Below are 17,011 nucleotides of genomic sequence, written 5' to 3' on the forward strand. Positions count from 1 at the left end.
AACGCCACAACTTGTTGACCATAAATCTATAACTGTGACTTCTGTATCAAAGTTTATTTTTTCTTGGTTTAATGATTGAAAAGCAATGTTAGGAAGTTTTTTATTTTGAAAGGCATCTGTGTTTCTGAAGTAGTGAATTGCGTTTGGTCTTACCATAATACAGACAAACAGTAACAATACTGGAAAGTATGCAAATTGAAGTTTACTTTTCCGTGCCCAACTCCCCATCAACTCACTAATTGGCATCATAATTATATAAATCACTTGTCCAGCTACTGTCAATAAATTATCAGATATAAAAAGCATGACTAAAGCTATAAAAGACATCAAGAATGAAATACTAATATCTTTTACTTTTGATAACCTTTTATACGTCATCCAATAACTAACCAAAAAAAAAGTAATACAGGTCGCTGGAAATATTTTGGGATGATTTCCAAAAAAAATGAATCCATAAAACAAGTAAATACACATTCCTAAGAAGGAATTTAAGATATATTTCAGATATTTTTTTCTAGTTTCTCTTTTCATATATAATGTAAGCAAAATATAAACCTTACTATGTTTACTCTAACATATCTTTTATCACATTTCTTGTGTTAGTTAACACAATTTTTCGATCGGTTTCCATGTCGCCCAAATACTTAATCGTGTCATTTTTCACAATGAGCAAATGGGGAAATCCGTTGATTCCTAGACTATCACGAATCATTTCAAATTTTTCTGCAAATACCGTTTCGTAATCATAGTTCAATTCTTTGATGATAGTCAGCGTTTTTTCGCGTGTATCACGACGTAAAGGAACATTGGCACTGTAAAACTTAATCTTTGCGTTTCCTTCAAATTCTTGCCTGAGCTTTTCATATATGGGAAATTCTTCAAAACAGACACCACAGGTTGTTGACCATAAATCTATAACTGTGACTTCTGTATCAAAGTTTATTTTTTCTTGGTTTAATGATTGAAAAGCAATGTTAGGAAGTTTTTTATTTTGAAAGGCATCTGTGTTTCTGAAGTAGTGAATTGCGTTTGGTCTTACCATAATACAGACAAACAGTAACAATACTGGAAAGTATGCAAATTGAAGTTTACTTTTCCGTGCCCAACTCCCCATCAACTCACTAATTGGCATCATAATTATATAAATCATAGTTCCAGCAACTGTTGCTAATCGCATCGGTAAAATGATTAAAGTGATAAAAATTAGCGTATTTAAAAACGAAATACTGATATCTTTGGATTTTGATGGTCGCTTGCTTGTCATCCACAATGAAAGTAAAAAATATGTAATACAGGTAGCAGGAAACATTTTTGAATTGTTTCCATTGAAAATAAATCCATAAAATAAGTAGACACACATTCCTAAAAAGGAATTTAGTACATACTTAAAGTACTTTTTTTTCGTTTCTTTTTTCATAAATTATCCTAAATCTGGTCTACATAATCCCACGCAAGGTTCTCTAAAAAACCAACCACAATTATCTAATGTTACATCACAAGCGTCTTTTCTTTTATCACAAGGTCCATCTAAACAACCAAATCCCCAATCGCAGTCACATTTTGGTGTTCCTGGGTCAAATGCATTTTCAGCTGTGTTAGTACCTTGTGTAACGATTCCGTTTCTATCAACATTTTCTAAGTAACCGAACGCGCTGACTACAAACCGTTGCGACCAATTGAATCGCTGCATGCCTTCTTCGCGTAAGCTGTTTAAATAGTCTTTTCCTTTTTGTGTTAGTAACGAAGAAAAATCACTTTGATTAACAAATTCTTCAAACTTTTGCATAAGTTCGCGTTCACCCGAACTCAAATCTAAGGAATTTATTTGTGCGAATTTATCTTTCCAAATTTCTTTTTTTCTGTCAGGCGATAAAGCTCTGTACATAGCGCGTTGTTGCTCATTGGAATAAGTTATAATTTCTGAACGATCCATTTGCTGAATGGCTTTTAAATTTTCTTTTACAAAAGCATCAACACGTTCATCGCAACTATAACACGCTTCTTCTTGTGTACATCCCACAAAAAGAAATTGTAATACCAACAGATATAAAAATGATTTTCTCATAACTAAAATTGTCTTAAAGGTTAAAAATTAGTCTAAGATAAATTATTTTTTAATATACTTTACCTACAATTATATTTATTTTTTCTGTCAATAAATCGTCATTTCTGAAAAGTTATTTTTTGTTAACGAGTGTTAAGCAATCACTTGTTATCGCATCGTTCTTCTTACATTTGAATCATAAATGTTATAAAAATGAAGTCACAGCGCTTTTCTTGGATTTTATATTTCATTATTGCAACAATTGTTACTACAGTAGCCGTGCAAGTGTATTGGAATTATAAAAACTATCAAACTAACAAGAAGCAATTTATCAATCAAGTGCAGATTAGTTTGGATAATGCGGTAGAAGCTTATTATGCAGACATTGCAAAGCAGGACAAGTTGATGTTTGTATCCATGGATGCTAGCAATCTTGGGAATTTACCGAAAATTCAAAACGTGAATGTTGATTCTATTTTACGACATCTTGATCATCAAAATTTCAATCATTCTGATACGATTATTATTGATACGCGCGTAAAGGAAGGCAAGAAATTTCCTCAAAAAACTATCGATTCTTTATTGGTTTCCGCAGAATCAACGGTTAGAGCAAAATTTTCCCGTTTTAATGATAATCTTCAAAAGTATAAAGATAGTGTTCAGCTATTTAGAGAAGTTTCATCGTTGTATATTTCTATTTCTGAAGATTCCCTTAATTTTAAAAAGTTGCAATCGTTTTTAGATATCGAATTTAAGAGAAAACAAATTGCACTTCCCTATCAATTAAAACGCTATTATGCTAAAGAGCTTGTTGCGGAGTTAAATGTAGATTCGCTTCCTTCATCATTTTTAAAAACGTATGCAAAATCGACCTATTCACGTCCTTTTGAAAAATTAGAGTTGCGCTATGCCAATATTTCAAAAGCAGTCTTGAAGGAAAGTTCTATGGGAATTTTACTGTCTACTTTATTAACGCTAGCCATTATTAGTTCGTTATTGTATTTGCTGAATGTTATTAATAAACAGAAACAATTGGCAGAAATTAAAAACGACTTGATTAGCAATATTACACACGAATTTAAAACGCCAATTACGACTATTTCTACAGCGTTGGAAGCAATTCAGCATTTCGGTGCAATGAAAAATCCTGAAAAAGCTCAAAAATATTTGTCAATTTCCGAAAAGCAGTTGAAAAAGTTACACCTGATGGTGGAAAAATTGCTAGAAACAGCGACCTTAGATAGCGAAAAATTGTTGCTAAAAAAAGAGCCGTTAGATGTGGTTGATTTTGTTGAAAAAATTACAGAAAAGCAACAAACTTTAACTACTGGCAAAAGTATTATTTTTAGTAGCAATACTGAATATGTACAGATCGATTTAGATTCGTTTCATTTTGAAAATGCTATTACGAATTTAATTGACAATGCTTTGAAATATGGTGGCGACACTATTGAAGTTACTATTAGCAAAGTGCTAGAAACGGTTGAAATTAAAGTGATTGACGATGGAAATACGATTGAAAAATCGCAACGTGAAAAGATTTTTGACAAGTTTTACCGCATCCCGAAAGGAAATACACATGATGTTAAAGGTTTCGGAATTGGCTTGTATTACACCAAAAAAATCATTGAAAAACACAACGGAACCATTCAGTTAGTTCCTGATGCAAAACATACCATTTTTAAAATAACTCTGCCCAAATGAAGAAAAAATTCATAAAATTAGTACTTGCTGAAGATGAACCTGCCTTGGGACAAATTGTAAAAGAAAGCTTAGAATCACGAAATTTTGAAGTGTTTTTATGCGAAAATGGTGTAAAAGCATACGAAACGTATCAAAAAGAACAGCCCGAAATTTTAGTGTTAGATGTCATGATGCCTAAAAAAGATGGCTTTACGTTGGCAAAAGAAATTCGCCAAGAAAATCCAAATATTCCTATCATTTTTTTAACCGCAAAATCGCAAGTAAAAGATGTTATAGAAGGTTTTCAACATGGTGGAAATGATTATCTAAAAAAACCATTTAGCATGGAAGAACTCATTGTTCGCATTCATGCATTATTAGATCGAGTTCACATTAAACAAGATCATACACAAATTCCGATTGGCACGTATCTATTTAATCATACCAAACAGCAATTGATTCAAAATGAAAAAGTTACCCAACTTACACATCGCGAATCTGAATTGCTTTTTTATTTGTCAGAAAAACGAAATGATGTGCTAGACAGAACTTTTATTTTGAACAAACTTTGGGGCGATGACGACTTTTTTAATGCCAGAAGTATGGACGTTTTTATTACAAAACTTCGCAAAAAGTTAAAGAATGATACTGCGATTCAAATTGTAAACGTCAGAGGTTTTGGCTATAAATTGATATGTTAGATTCGCTTTGCTCAATTTAAAGATTCAAAATTCAATAATTCAAAGATTAAAAAACTAAAATTGCCTCCAAATTTGAAATCGAAAGTTAACAAAAAGGTCAGATAGAGTAAATTTGTATCGAGATCACTTGTTTACCTACATCTTCAAATTAATACATTTTCAAATCTTTAAATTGAAACATTTCTACATTTTCACATTGTTACACCAATAATGGCGCATTTTTTGTAATTTGCCAGTCATGAAATATTTCATCCTTAGTATATTCTTAAGTTGTTCACTAGGTGTGTTCGGACAAAAAACCATTGCTGCAACCTTGCAACAACAAGATAGTTTGGCGGTTGACCGTTTTATAGATGTAGACAGTTTTGGCGCTTTGTATATGATTCAGGACAACATTCTGATTAAAAAGAAAGATGGCAAAAAATGGCAGTATAATAATTTTCAATTAGGAGAAATTACCTCCGTAGATATTCTAAATCCGCTGAAAATCACGCTATTTTACGAAAATTTCAACACTGTTATTGTGTTAGATAATACACTCAACGAAATCAAGCGAACAGATTTTAATGTGATTGAAAATTTTAAAAATTTAGCCGCAGCTACAACCGCAACCGATCGAAATCTGTGGATTTTTGACACCAATACTCAACAATTAGAAGTATTTAATTACGTACAACAGAAAACGACGATTCAAAATTTGCCAATTCCAGAAAAATTTATCGCACAAAAAAGTAATTATAATTTCTGTAGAGTGCTCACAGAAAGCGCATTATACACATACAATATTTATGGAAGTTTGTTGCAAAAACAAGAAATTACTGGTATTACAGATTTTGAAATGACCAATACGGAAGTCATTTTCCTGAAAGATAAGAGACTTTATCACGCCGTGGAAGAGGAAGTTTATCTTATAAATTTACCTTCTGACCAAATTGCTATAAAACAGTTTTCGCTTCACGATGATATCTTGTATATTTACGACGGAATTGTATTGTATCAGTTTCAACTCAAAAAACCAACAAAAGAATAAATAGAACGAATATTTTTAAAATTGATTGTAAAATCCGGCAGTCACATTTTAAAGCAAACACCTAATCACAGAATCACATGCACGTTGCAATTGCAGGAAACATTGGCGCTGGTAAAACAACGTTAACAAAACTATTAGCAAAACATTACAAATGGGAACCTCATTTTGAAGATGTAGTCGACAATCCATATTTAGATGATTTTTACACGCAAATGGAACGCTGGAGTTTTAATCTTCAAATCTATTTCTTAAACAGTCGTTTTAGACAAGTATTACAAATTCGCGAAAGCGGCAAAAAAATCATTCAAGATCGTACTATTTACGAAGATGCACACATTTTTGCACCCAATCTTCATGCGATGGGATTAATGACAAATCGTGATTATGAAAACTACCAATCATTGTTTGAATTGATGCAAAAGCTGGTAGACGCTCCCGATTTATTAATTTATTTACGTGCCGATATTTCTACCTTAGTTGCGCAAATTCACAAACGTGGTCGCGATTATGAAAATTCAATTAGTATTGACTATTTAAGCAGATTAAACGAACGTTATGAAGCTTGGATTACAGGATATGACAAAGGAAAATTGCTCATTATAGATGTAGATAATTTAGATTTTGTAGACAATCCTGAAGATTTAGGAAGCGTTATCAACAAAATTGATGCAGAAATACACGGATTATTTTAGAAAAATAATGTACCAACATACAAAAGCCATTCTTTTACGAATGGCTTTTTTTATACATGCTATTTTTAGTTTAACAACCTGTATGACATGTTCTGCAATGTAACGGATCGGAAAGTGGATGCGCTGCAGTTCTACAATTTCCGCAAGTTATTACACTACAATTGTTAGAATACGTTCCGCCGCTTCCGCCACTTCCAGTTCCATTACAATCAGAATCATCCGTTTCTAAAGGCGGATAATATCCTCCACGTACATTTGATAAGTTAGAAACATCTGTTTTTCCTAATGACAATTTCGTAATTAATTTCTTTTTTTTCATGATTTTAAATTTTAATGGTTATGTACTAAATGTATACGATTTAACGTCCAAACACAATAAAAAGTAGCGCTGTTTTATGAATGGAAGGTATAATTTACAATTGTATTTTACTGATAATGAACAACTAACCGTAGTTTTTGTACGTGTATACATGAAAAATCATAAGTTCTGCCTAAAATTGTTTAATTTTCTATGCTAAAAGTTATTTTCTATACCTATGCTCAACTTTTTTAAAGGTTCAAAAGACAAGAATAAAAAAACAATTGCCAAGCTTTATGTTTCTAGTGATTTCTCAATGTATGATGTAAAAACACTTTTGGCTACTTTTTTTGAAAATTCAGGAACTACAGATGCCACTTTCAAAGAAGTTCACAACGGTTTTATAGTTGATTACGCCAGAGAAACCAATGAAAAGAAAGGTATTATTACCGCATCGAGATTGCAATTATTACAAAACGAATCGGTAGTGTATGTAAGTGCTGAAACCTTAGCAATAAATCCCACAACGTACGAAGAGCAAAAAGAAGCGGCTGATTTTGAATTGGAAACACAAGCGTTTTTTATACAGTTGCAAGAATTTTTGTTGTCCAAACAAAATGATCATTTGTATGCGCTTCACAACACAGAAAATATTTCGTTTGTTGCCTCACTTTCATTGACTACGAAGAATTATATTTTTCACCAATTACAAGCATTTGAATATGTATTGAGCATTTTGGGTGTTAGCGAATTGGCTTTAAACGATACAACGAATACGTATCCAAAAGGTACAACTTGGTATTTTGTCGTCACTTCCGTGAGAATGTATATCGTTGGAAAACTTCCTGATGGCGAAATGAAAACCATAGACATTTCTGGCGAAAGCGTTACGATTGAAGAAAAAACAGGAAAAGATAAAATTAGTACGGATTCGGTAACGTTTTATACAGAATTCATGAACGATGCACTGTATCATGAATTAGTTCCTGTGATGCAAAATACAGGAAATAGAATTGGCATTTTTGGCGATATTTTAGTGAAAAAGTACCACAAAAAAGAGATCCATTTGGCACTCGCTTCACGCTTATTTCAATTGCAAAGTTCTACAGGTGATTTGCTTGGAAACGAATTGAAAAGCGACTTGATTCTTCATCTGAAACGACTCAAAGTTACGGAAGAGCAGCATGAAGCACTTAGGACGATTTTTGAAAAACACATTCCAGTTCATGATAGTTTTGGCGAAAATCTAGTTTCCATTGTAAACGATTGGCAACTTTCATACACGGAACAAAAAAATATATTGCAGCTTTTGCAGCCGTTTCAAAAGAAGGAAACAGCGACACATACAATCAAGTATCACGATCACGTACATCAATTGTTTAGTGCTAAAGAAAAAAAGGAAGAAGTCATTTTTGAATTCAACTTGAATTATGCCAAACATCTCACAAATGCAGTGCGATTTTCAGCAGCAATTTCACTTTACAAAACTATTTACGAAACGCTTCCTGATGATAGTATTACTGATTTGCTTCCGACAAATTCCACAAACTTATTGGAAGGCGAAGGCGGACAACAGTTAAAAATCAACATTCTTGAATCTATATTATTCATTCAAAAACAGCTAGAAGAGGACACTTCTGAAACGATCCATAAACTTGCCGAATTGCAACCGTTAAAACAGTCACGAATTGAAGCATTGCTGTCGCATGAAGTATATCAACAGAAAGCAAAAACGATTCAGGAAGTATTACAAACCAAAGTCTTAACTACTGCAACTGTAGAACATTCTAACGCATATGAACGTTTGGAAAAGAAAGAAGTTTTAAAGCAAGTTGTACCGAGTTGTTTTAAAAATGCAAAAGGCTTTTTTGATTCGTTGAATAATTTTATTGCAGCGTTGAATCCGCCTGATTATGAATCTGTTATTTCTTTTTCAGATCGATTGAACACACACAATTATCCTGAAATTATTGAACGTATTACGGCAATTTGCTATGCGTTACAAATAAACGTTCCAGAATGTTATATTGGGCGTGGAACGTATGCAACTTCAGTGATTGGTGTGGAAGGAAAACCTTCTTTTTTGATGATTGGTGTCGATTTTTTAAACACGGAACACGATCGTTATTTGGAAACAAATGCGCTTACTTTTTTGGTGGCTATCGAATTGGCGCATATGTATTTTGAGCATTCAAAAATTACCTCAACAGATGTTTGGCGTGGAGCCGCTGATAAAGGATTTACCGTTGTAAGTATGTTGCTAACCGTGTTGCCTTTTGTGGGGAATATTGGGAAGATTTTTGGAAATATTGCAAGTGTTGAAAAGTATGGTAAAATTATCAATCGTGTGGAACAAGTTGCCAATGTTGCTGAAAAAGGACAAGGCATTATGGATGTCAGTGAAAAGTTTAACCTGAATCCTTTTAGCAAAGAAAAATCGCAAGCCAATGATTCTCAAAATTTACTGATTACGTCCAGATTGATGGAAATTGTAGCAGATAAAGTAGCGTTGTTATTTTGCAATGATTTGAAAGCCGCTGTGAAAGGTTTGTTAGTTGGCACGAACAGTTTTGAACAAGATCAACATATTATTGAGCAATACGGTGTAGAAGCGTTTTTAGCACGTACTAACGAACAAGGAGAATTTGTGCACCAAGAGCTAATTATTCGCTTAAAAAGTATGTGTGCATTCTATTTGTCTGATACTTTTGAAGACTTACAGCAACAATTACATTCGCTCTAAAACGGTATGAAATCACAAACTATATTCACTGAATCAGGCGAACCTTATGAACTTACCCATCATGAAGTGGTTTTAGAAAAATTACGTCTTCTGAATTTAAAAGATGGCGAAACGCTTCTAGATTTAGGTTGTGGCGATGCTAGAAGTTTACTTGCGGCACGAAAAATTGCGGATGTTACTTGTATTGGTTATGAAATATTACCTGTTGCACTAAAAGCGGCGGCTGAAAATATTAAGAAAGAGAAAGCTTCGGATAAGATACAAATTATCGCAAGCGATTTTTCGGATGTAGATCTATCGAATGCAGATGCGCTTATTTTATACTTAACGAGAAATACCTTAGGACAACTTTCTGAAAAGTTAGAAAACGAATTGCGCGTTGGCGCTAGAATCGTAACACATGATTTTGATATTCCAGCTTGGGAAGCTGACCAAGTCATTGAATTTAAATCGAAAGAAGCTATTTGGTTTACAATTTATGTATACACTAAAAAATAAAAAAGCCACAAACGTTACGAATGTGGCTCTTGTATAGTGTATCAGCATTTTTCTAAATATGCTCTTCTTCTAATGTAATTGCATTGATGGCTACGTTTTCTTTTGTAGTTTCTTCAACATTTACTTGAATTACATTTTTGTTTACTTCTTCTGCCGTTGCAGTATCCTCTGAATGTCCTCCTAAGATTGGTGCAATTACCAATCCAATTAAACAAGTAAGTTTAATTAAGATGTTCATTGATGGTCCAGAAGTATCTTTAAAAGGATCTCCAACTGTATCTCCAGTTACAGCCGCTTTGTGTGCGTCAGAACCTTTGTATGTCATTTCTCCGTTGATTTCAACACCAGCTTCAAAAGATTTTTTAGCGTTATCCCAAGCTCCACCAGCGTTGTTTTGGAAAATTGCCCAAAGTACACCACTTACGGTAACTCCTGCCATGTATCCACCTAACATTTCTGCGATCGCTAAGTTGTCCATTCCAAAAATCATTGGAATAAATGCGATCGCTAATGGGAATCCGATGGTTAACAATCCTGGTAACATCATTTCTCTTAACGATGCTTTTGTAGAAATAGCCACACATTTGTCATATTCAGGTTTTCCTGTACCTTCCATAATTCCTGCAATTTCTTTGAACTGGCGACGTACTTCGTAAACCATTTCCATCGCTGCTTTTCCTACGGCATTCATTGCTAATGCAGAGAATACTACTGGAATCATTCCTCCAACAAATAACATTGCTAATACAGGTGCTTTGAAGATGTTGATTCCTTCAATTCCTGTGAATGTTACGTATGCTGCAAATAATGCTAATGATGTTAAGGCTGCTGAAGCAATAGCAAATCCTTTTCCTGTTGCTGCTGTTGTGTTTCCTACTGAATCTAAGATATCTGTACGCTCACGTACAATTGGGTCTTGTTCGCTCATTTCAGCAATTCCTCCTGCATTATCTGCGATAGGTCCGAAAGCGTCAATGGCTAACTGCATTGCTGTTGTTGCCATCATTGCAGAAGCTGCTAAAGCGACTCCGTAGAATCCTGCTAATGCGTATGATGCCCAAATAGCACCTGCAAATAATAATACTGATGGGAATGTAGAAATCATTCCTGTTGCTAAACCTGCAATTATGTTTGTTCCTGCTCCTGTACTTGATTTTTGTACGATTTCTAAGATTGGTTTTTTACCTAATCCAGTGTAATATTCTGTGATTGAAGAAATAACTCCTCCAACAAATAAACCAACTAACGTAGCATAAAATACACGCATAGCTGATATTTGCACTTTTCCTTCTCCGAAGAATTCCATAGTCATGGTTTCAGGAAGCATGTATACACATAATCCGAAGCAAGCAACTGCTACCAATACTATTGATGTCCAGTTTCCAACATTTAAAGCGCCCATAACTTGCTTTTCTTTCGCTTCGTTACTTTTGATTTTTACCAACATGGTTCCGATGACAGAAATAATAATTCCTGCTCCAGCAATTGCCATTGGTAATAATACTGGTCCGATTCCAGCAAAACCTTCTGCTGTAATATTTCCGCCCATATCTTTAATGATATAGTTTCCTAATACCATTGCTGCTAATACGGTTGCTACGTATGAACCAAATAAATCGGCTCCCATTCCTGCAACATCACCAACATTATCTCCTACGTTATCTGCAATTGTAGCTGGGTTACGAGGATCATCTTCTGGAATTCCTGCTTCTACTTTTCCTACTAAATCGGCTCCTACATCGGCTGCTTTTGTATAGATTCCTCCACCAACACGTGCAAATAATGCAATTGATTCAGCTCCAAGCGAGAATCCAGCTAGCGTTTCTAATACAATGGTCATATCGCCTGTAGAAGTCCAAGCTCCTCCCATAAAGTATTGATAGAATAAGATAAAGAATCCTGTAAGTCCTAAAACTGCTAAACCAGCAACTCCAAGTCCCATAACCGTTCCACCACCAAAAGATATTTTTAAAGCGTTTGGCAAGCTTGTACGTGCGGCTTGTGTTGTTCTAACATTTGTTTTGGTTGCTATTTTCATACCTATGTTTCCTGCGTATGCTGAAAAGAAAGCTCCGAAAATAAAAGCAATTACAATTAGCCAGTGAGTTGTGTCTACAACAATAGAAACAACAAATAATGCAATACTCACTATGACTACAAATACTGCTAGTAAGCGATACTCTGCTTTTAAGAATGCCAAAGCACCTTCGTATATATAATCTGAGATTTCTTTCATTTTACCGTCGCCGGCATCTTGTTTCATTACCCAAGATTTTTTGATAAGCATGTAGATTAAGCCTAGTGCTGCTGCAACTATTGGCATGTAAATCATCATTGATTCCATATTTATTTATTTGATTTGTTATTTAGCGGCGTAAATGTAACAAAATCAAGCATAAAAAAAAACCTTCTAAATCGATTTCGAAGGCTTTTTGTAAATAATTGTAAGGTATTATTTCTTTAGATCGTAAAGTTACCGTTTATTTTGTGCTCACTAGCTTCGTAACGTTCGATACATTTGTCAACAATATCGTAGGCTTCTTCGGCATTTCCCCAACCACCAACATCAACTTTTTTCTTTTCTAAATCTTTGTATACTTGAAAGAAGTGTGTGATTTCTTTTATTCGATGCGGATTTAAATCTTCAATATCGTTGTAACTGTTCCAAATAGGATCACTTACAGGTACACACACTATTTTTTCATCTGGTCCTTTTTCATCTGCCATGTGGAATACTCCAATTGGTTTTACTTCCATTACACACATAGGAAATGTTGGTTCTGTTCCTAAAACTAAAACATCTAACGGATCGCCGTCAAGTGCTAATGTTTCTGGGATAAACCCGTAATCTCCAGGATACATCATTGATGAAAACAACATACGATCGAATCTAATTTTCTTTAAATCAAAATCATATTCATATTTATTTCTACTTCCTTTTGGAATCTCAATTAACGCATCAAATGTTATTTTTTCTTTCGCTGTCATATCTCTTAGTTTTCAGTCGTTTTTCTAAAATCGGGTGCAAAAGTATGGAAAACAGGTATATTCACCAATATAATACCATTAATATTTTATTAGCTTTGTATTAAGTTAATTGTAACATTTACATTTTTCTACTACCTATATTCATGTTGTATTAATTTATATTTATTTCACCATTAATTTCATGTACATTTTTTCTTCCTCTAAATTTTTATCAAAATTTCTTTTTTGTTGTGTTTTATTGTTTTCATTGTTTGGCTTTTCGCAGGAAAAACAAGCCGATTCGTTGGCTGTATATTCGTATGAGGAATTGACTGAGAAGTTTCAAAAGATACGTTTTACAGACACTAAAACTGCCAAAATATACATAACAAAGGTTCTTGAAATTGCTACGACTGAAAAAGATGATGAAAAATTATTCTTCGCGTATAGGAATTTAGCTAAAACTGAAGATTTACTTGGAAATGCAGATGAAGCTATTGCATACATTAATACAGCTATAAATATTGCGAAACACCAATTAGAAGATACGGAAAAGGAAGCTGATTGCGTTTTTACAAAGGCATATATTTCTTATAATAATGGTTTGTATGAAGAAGCTTTTTCTTGTTACACAAAAGCCTACAATTATTATAAAAATACTGATAATAAAGCAAGAACAAATTATATTTCAATCAATATTGCATTATTAAAAAATATTCTTGGAGATCAAGATGGCGCAATCCAACTTTTATTGAAAAACTACAAAACATATTTGAGTTTATCTGAAAAAAACAAGGAAAAACAATATGGCAACGAATCTTATGTTAGCATTTTATTAGCTTTAAGTGACGCGTATGTTCGAAAAGCTATTAAAAATCCTGAAAGAAAAAATAGTTTGCTTGACTCAGCTTCTATATACAACAGAATTGGATTAAAAGAGTCGGAAATCACAAATAATATTGTAGCCAATATTTCTTTCATAGCAGATAAAGGAATTATTTTAGAGGAAAAAGACAGCATTCAACTAGCTTTAGCGTATTTTGATGCTTCTTTAGAAAAAAGTAAAAATTTTCAAAACCCAGGATTATTAACTGCTATATATTATCACAAAGGGATATGTTATAAAAAAATAAATCAGATTGATGATGCTATATTGTATCTTAAAAAAACTGACTCAATAACGGCAAAGACAAGTACAAATTATACTATACTCCAAACTGTATATTATACTTTAGTGAAAATTTATACAGATCGAAAAGATTTTACTAATGTGTCTAAATATCAGAATCTATATATTGAAAATGATCGTATTAACGAACGTTTGACAGGCACTGTTCGGAAAGATATTCATGAGAAATATGATTTAAAAGTTTTAAATTCTGAAATTAAAAATCTGAATGATAAAAGCTCTAAATCAATCATAATTATTGGTATACTAGCCATTGCACTAATTGGTTTTTTTATTTTTTATAGTAGACAAAAGCGAAAAAACAAAATTGCTTTTCAAAAACTAATACGACAACTCAACGAAAAGAAAGAGGAAAAAACTATTGTTCCAAAATCTTTAAAAACGCTTAGTATTGATGATGAAAAAGTGGCACAAGTATTAAAAGCCTTAGACAAGTTTGAAGAAAAAGAATGGTTTCGAAATAAAAATTGTGATTTAGCATTTGTAGCCAAAAAAGCAAAAACCAATAAAACCTATTTATCAAAAATAATTCATACCCATAAACAATTAAAATTTATTGATTATATCCGTAATTTACGAATTGATTATGCCTTAGAACGTTTGAAAGATGATGCTGTATTTCGATCGTATGATATTAAATCTATTGCCGAAGAATCAGGTTTTAAGTCTTCCGACATGTTCTCCAGAGCCTTTGTGAAAAATACAGGAATTTATCCTTCTTATTATATCAAAAACATCAATAAAATCAACACTTAGCATTACTATTTTAGTATCTACAATACGACAATTGTAGTTGTGTTATTTTTGAAACACACGCTTGAATGAGTACTTTTCAATCATAATCTATTAAACTCTATTGCAATGAAGAAAAAACGCAAATTAAATTTAGGAAAAAGAAGCATCGCTACTATTAATAGCTTACATATGATCAAAGGAGGTACTATGATTTCTGATGTTTGCCCTAGTGAAACTATTTATACGTGTTTAACTAATGAAGGTGCTAGCACTTGCCCAACGATACCGACCGTTCCAGTAAGTGCAACCTGTCCTGGCGGCACAATGAATGAATCTGGAACTGACACTCAAACATGTAACTGTAGTGCTAATTTACCAAGCTTAAACTGCTAGTTCTAGTTAGAAATTAAAATGTATTGAAAAGCCTGAATTTTAAATAATTCAGGCTTTTTTTGGCACTAGATTTAATGATTTCAAATTTCTTTTTCTACAGTAATCAGTTTTAAATATTAATAATGAGCAAAATTTCCACTAAACAAAAGAAATCTTAGGATTGAGCAATACTAGATTGTCGTAGCTATCGTTTTAGTAAGATATATGTTAAGTTTGTTCCCAGTCCTTTTAAATATTTTGTTAGATTTGTGACAGACCTTAGCTTTTTTAATTGGTAGTGATATTCGTCGCCGTCAATTGTTTACTCATATTTACATGTTCACTTTTATGCCTGTTACTAATCCCTCGAAACACATACGATTAGTTGTGTTTTTACTATTATTTTTATGCCTACAAAATTCCTTTTCACAAGAGATTGATTCTTTAACAAGGTATTCGTATGAGGAATTAGAAACCTCATATAGAAAATACTTATATTCTGATATTGACAAGGCAAAAGTGTATGCTAGTCAACTTTTTGACATGGCAAAAAAAAGTGGTAATTCTACTGATTTATTCAACGCCAACAAACGATATGGAATCATAGAAAATAATAAAGGAAATCATGAAAAAGCTTTTGAATATATAGATATTTCTAAAAAGATTGCGAGAGAGGATTTAAAGGATAAAAACCTAGAAACACTCAGTATTTTTCTCAAGGGAAAATTCTTTTATGATTACGGAAAATACGAAGAATCTTTTGATAATTATAAAGAAGCATATAATTTTTATAAGGATAATAATAAGCGTATGGCATTATTGACTTCTAATAATATCGCTTTGATTGAGAATATTTTAGATGATCAAAAAGCTGCTTTAAAAATATTATTAGAAAATTATCAAAATATTATAGAGGCGTCCAAAACAAACAAAAATGCATATCATGACATTGATCACATAAATACACTACTTGCCATAAGTGATACTTATATTAAGTATGGAAATAATAATACAGACTTAAAAAATAGCTTATTAGATTCTGCTGAAATTTATAATAATATAGGCTTAGAAAAAATACAAAAAAGTAATGATGAATCAGGACACATCTATTTTTTAGCCGAAAAAGGAATTATTGACTACGCAAGAGGAAACTATTTAGAAGCTATTTCTCAATTAAATCATGTGAAAAATAAGGCTATTAAAGAAAATAACAATACGCTTTTTCAAAGTATATATTATTACTTAGCCGCAAGTTATAAAGAACTAAATGATAGAGAAAATGCAATTACCTATTTTAGAAAAACTGATTCTGTTTCTAAAAAAAATGCTACAAATTATATTCTCTTAAATAAAACATATTATAATTTAATAGATCTTTATAATAAAAAAGGGAATAAAAAAGATGCTTTAAAATACTGGGAATCGTATCAAGAAAATAATAGAATTAATGAGCATATAAGTAATGTTGTAAAAACTTCTATCAAAGATCATAATATTGAGAATTTAGAAGAAGAAATAAAAAAGCTATTACTTACTAAGGAAGAAAAAGAAACTAATTATTCTATTGCACTAATTGTGATAGTCATTCTTATATTTCTTCTTTTAATTTACATCGTTTACAGTAAAAAGAAAACGCGTCTAAATCAAATTAAATTCGACACTCTTTTAAGAGAATTGGAAACAAAAAAGAATGCGGTTCAAGTTAAAAGAGAAAAGAAAATATCTACGTTAACTATTGATGAAGAAAAAGTTCAAAAAATACTTACTGAACTTACAAAGTTTGAACAGAAAAAACAGTTTTTAGATGTGAATTGTGATTTGGCTTTTGTTGCCAAAAAAACAAAAACGAATAAAGCGTATTTATCCAAAGTGATTCATGCAGAAAAACAACAAAAATTCATTCAATACATTACCAATTTACGTATCAATTATGCATTAGAAAAACTAAAAGAAGACAAGCTTTTTCGTTCGTATGATATAAAATCTATTGCATCAGAATTAGGTTTTAAATCTCCTGATTCCTTCTCTAGAGCCTTTAAAAACAAAACGGGCATCTATC

15 protein-coding genes are annotated in these 17,011 nt (G+C 32.4%); 9 read left to right on the forward strand and 6 right to left on the reverse strand.

Features of this window, described 5'->3' with window-relative positions:
- From AA089_RS24900 to AA089_RS16670, 3 genes are all read right to left on the reverse strand, one after another.
- The coding region (locus AA089_RS24900; protein WP_156169071.1) for a hypothetical protein at positions 1-306 on the reverse strand (306 nt) is incomplete at its 3' end.
- A 259-nt stretch (positions 307-565) separates the two neighbouring features.
- On the reverse strand, positions 566-1,417 hold the full coding sequence (locus AA089_RS16665) for a TlpA family protein disulfide reductase (protein ID WP_046758125.1): 852 nt from the start codon (positions 1,415-1,417) through the stop codon (positions 566-568).
- A 3-nt stretch (positions 1,418-1,420) separates the two neighbouring features.
- Positions 1,421-2,065 carry a bacteriocin fulvocin C-related protein gene (locus tag AA089_RS16670; RefSeq protein WP_046758126.1) on the reverse strand — a complete coding sequence of 215 codons (645 nt, stop codon included), beginning with the start codon at positions 2,063-2,065 and terminating at the stop codon, positions 1,421-1,423.
- A gap of 192 nt (positions 2,066-2,257) precedes the next feature.
- Between AA089_RS16670 and AA089_RS16675 the strand changes: the two genes are divergently transcribed.
- The 4 genes from AA089_RS16675 (at position 2,258) to AA089_RS16690 (ending at position 6,150) form a co-directional block, all read left to right on the forward strand.
- The gene (locus AA089_RS16675; RefSeq protein ID WP_046758127.1) at positions 2,258-3,748 is read left to right on the forward strand and encodes a sensor histidine kinase; all 1,491 of its coding nucleotides are present in this window, start codon (positions 2,258-2,260) and stop codon (positions 3,746-3,748) included.
- Entirely contained in the window at positions 3,745-4,428 is a 684-nt protein-coding gene (locus AA089_RS16680; RefSeq protein ID WP_046758128.1) for a response regulator transcription factor, read from the forward strand. Before AA089_RS16675 ends, AA089_RS16680 begins: the two co-directional genes overlap by 4 nt.
- 238 nt (positions 4,429-4,666) lie before the next feature.
- Positions 4,667-5,458 (forward strand): hypothetical protein, encoded by a 792-nt coding sequence (locus AA089_RS16685; protein WP_053002508.1) that lies wholly within the window; start codon positions 4,667-4,669, stop codon positions 5,456-5,458.
- Between the two features lie 77 nt (positions 5,459-5,535).
- Entirely contained in the window at positions 5,536-6,150 is a 615-nt protein-coding gene (locus AA089_RS16690) for a deoxynucleoside kinase (protein WP_046758129.1), read from the forward strand.
- Positions 6,151-6,220: 70 nt separating this feature from the next.
- Here AA089_RS16690 and AA089_RS16695 read toward each other — a convergent pair whose 3' ends face one another.
- Positions 6,221-6,469, reverse strand: coding sequence for a hypothetical protein (locus AA089_RS16695; RefSeq protein ID WP_046758130.1), 249 nt, complete (start codon positions 6,467-6,469; stop codon positions 6,221-6,223).
- A gap of 217 nt (positions 6,470-6,686) precedes the next feature.
- Between AA089_RS16695 and AA089_RS16700 the strand changes: the two genes are divergently transcribed.
- Together AA089_RS16700 and AA089_RS16705 are read left to right on the forward strand one after the other, a co-directional pair.
- Complete coding sequence (locus AA089_RS16700) at positions 6,687-9,191, forward strand: M48 family metalloprotease (protein WP_046758131.1); 2,505 nt, start codon at positions 6,687-6,689, stop codon at positions 9,189-9,191.
- Between the two features lie 6 nt (positions 9,192-9,197).
- A complete protein-coding gene (locus AA089_RS16705) occupies positions 9,198-9,689 on the forward strand; it encodes an SAM-dependent methyltransferase (RefSeq protein ID WP_046758132.1) in 492 nt (163 codons plus the stop codon).
- A 52-nt stretch (positions 9,690-9,741) separates the two neighbouring features.
- Here AA089_RS16705 and AA089_RS16710 read toward each other — a convergent pair whose 3' ends face one another.
- Together AA089_RS16710 and AA089_RS16715 are read right to left on the reverse strand one after the other, a co-directional pair.
- On the reverse strand, positions 9,742-12,033 hold the full coding sequence (locus tag AA089_RS16710) for a sodium-translocating pyrophosphatase (protein ID WP_046758133.1): 2,292 nt from the start codon (positions 12,031-12,033) through the stop codon (positions 9,742-9,744).
- Positions 12,034-12,149: 116 nt separating this feature from the next.
- Positions 12,150-12,677: an inorganic diphosphatase gene (locus AA089_RS16715; protein WP_046758134.1), complete on the reverse strand. Its 528-nt coding sequence runs from the start codon at positions 12,675-12,677 to the stop codon at positions 12,150-12,152.
- 247 nt (positions 12,678-12,924) lie between these two features.
- Between AA089_RS16715 and AA089_RS16720 the strand changes: the two genes are divergently transcribed.
- The 3 genes from AA089_RS16720 to AA089_RS16725 form a co-directional block, all read left to right on the forward strand.
- Positions 12,925-14,601 (forward strand): AraC family transcriptional regulator, encoded by a 1,677-nt coding sequence (locus AA089_RS16720; protein WP_162200454.1) that lies wholly within the window; start codon positions 12,925-12,927, stop codon positions 14,599-14,601.
- Positions 14,602-14,706: 105 nt separating this feature from the next.
- Positions 14,707-14,973, forward strand: coding sequence for a hypothetical protein (locus AA089_RS24905; protein WP_162200455.1), 267 nt, complete (start codon positions 14,707-14,709; stop codon positions 14,971-14,973).
- Positions 14,974-15,495: 522 nt separating this feature from the next.
- On the forward strand, positions 15,496-17,011 hold a 1,516-nt coding region (locus tag AA089_RS16725), incomplete at its 3' end, for a helix-turn-helix domain-containing protein (RefSeq protein WP_162200456.1).

Origin of the sequence: Kordia jejudonensis (assembly GCF_001005315.1) — a bacterium.
GTDB lineage: Bacteria > Bacteroidota > Bacteroidia > Flavobacteriales > Flavobacteriaceae > Kordia > Kordia jejudonensis.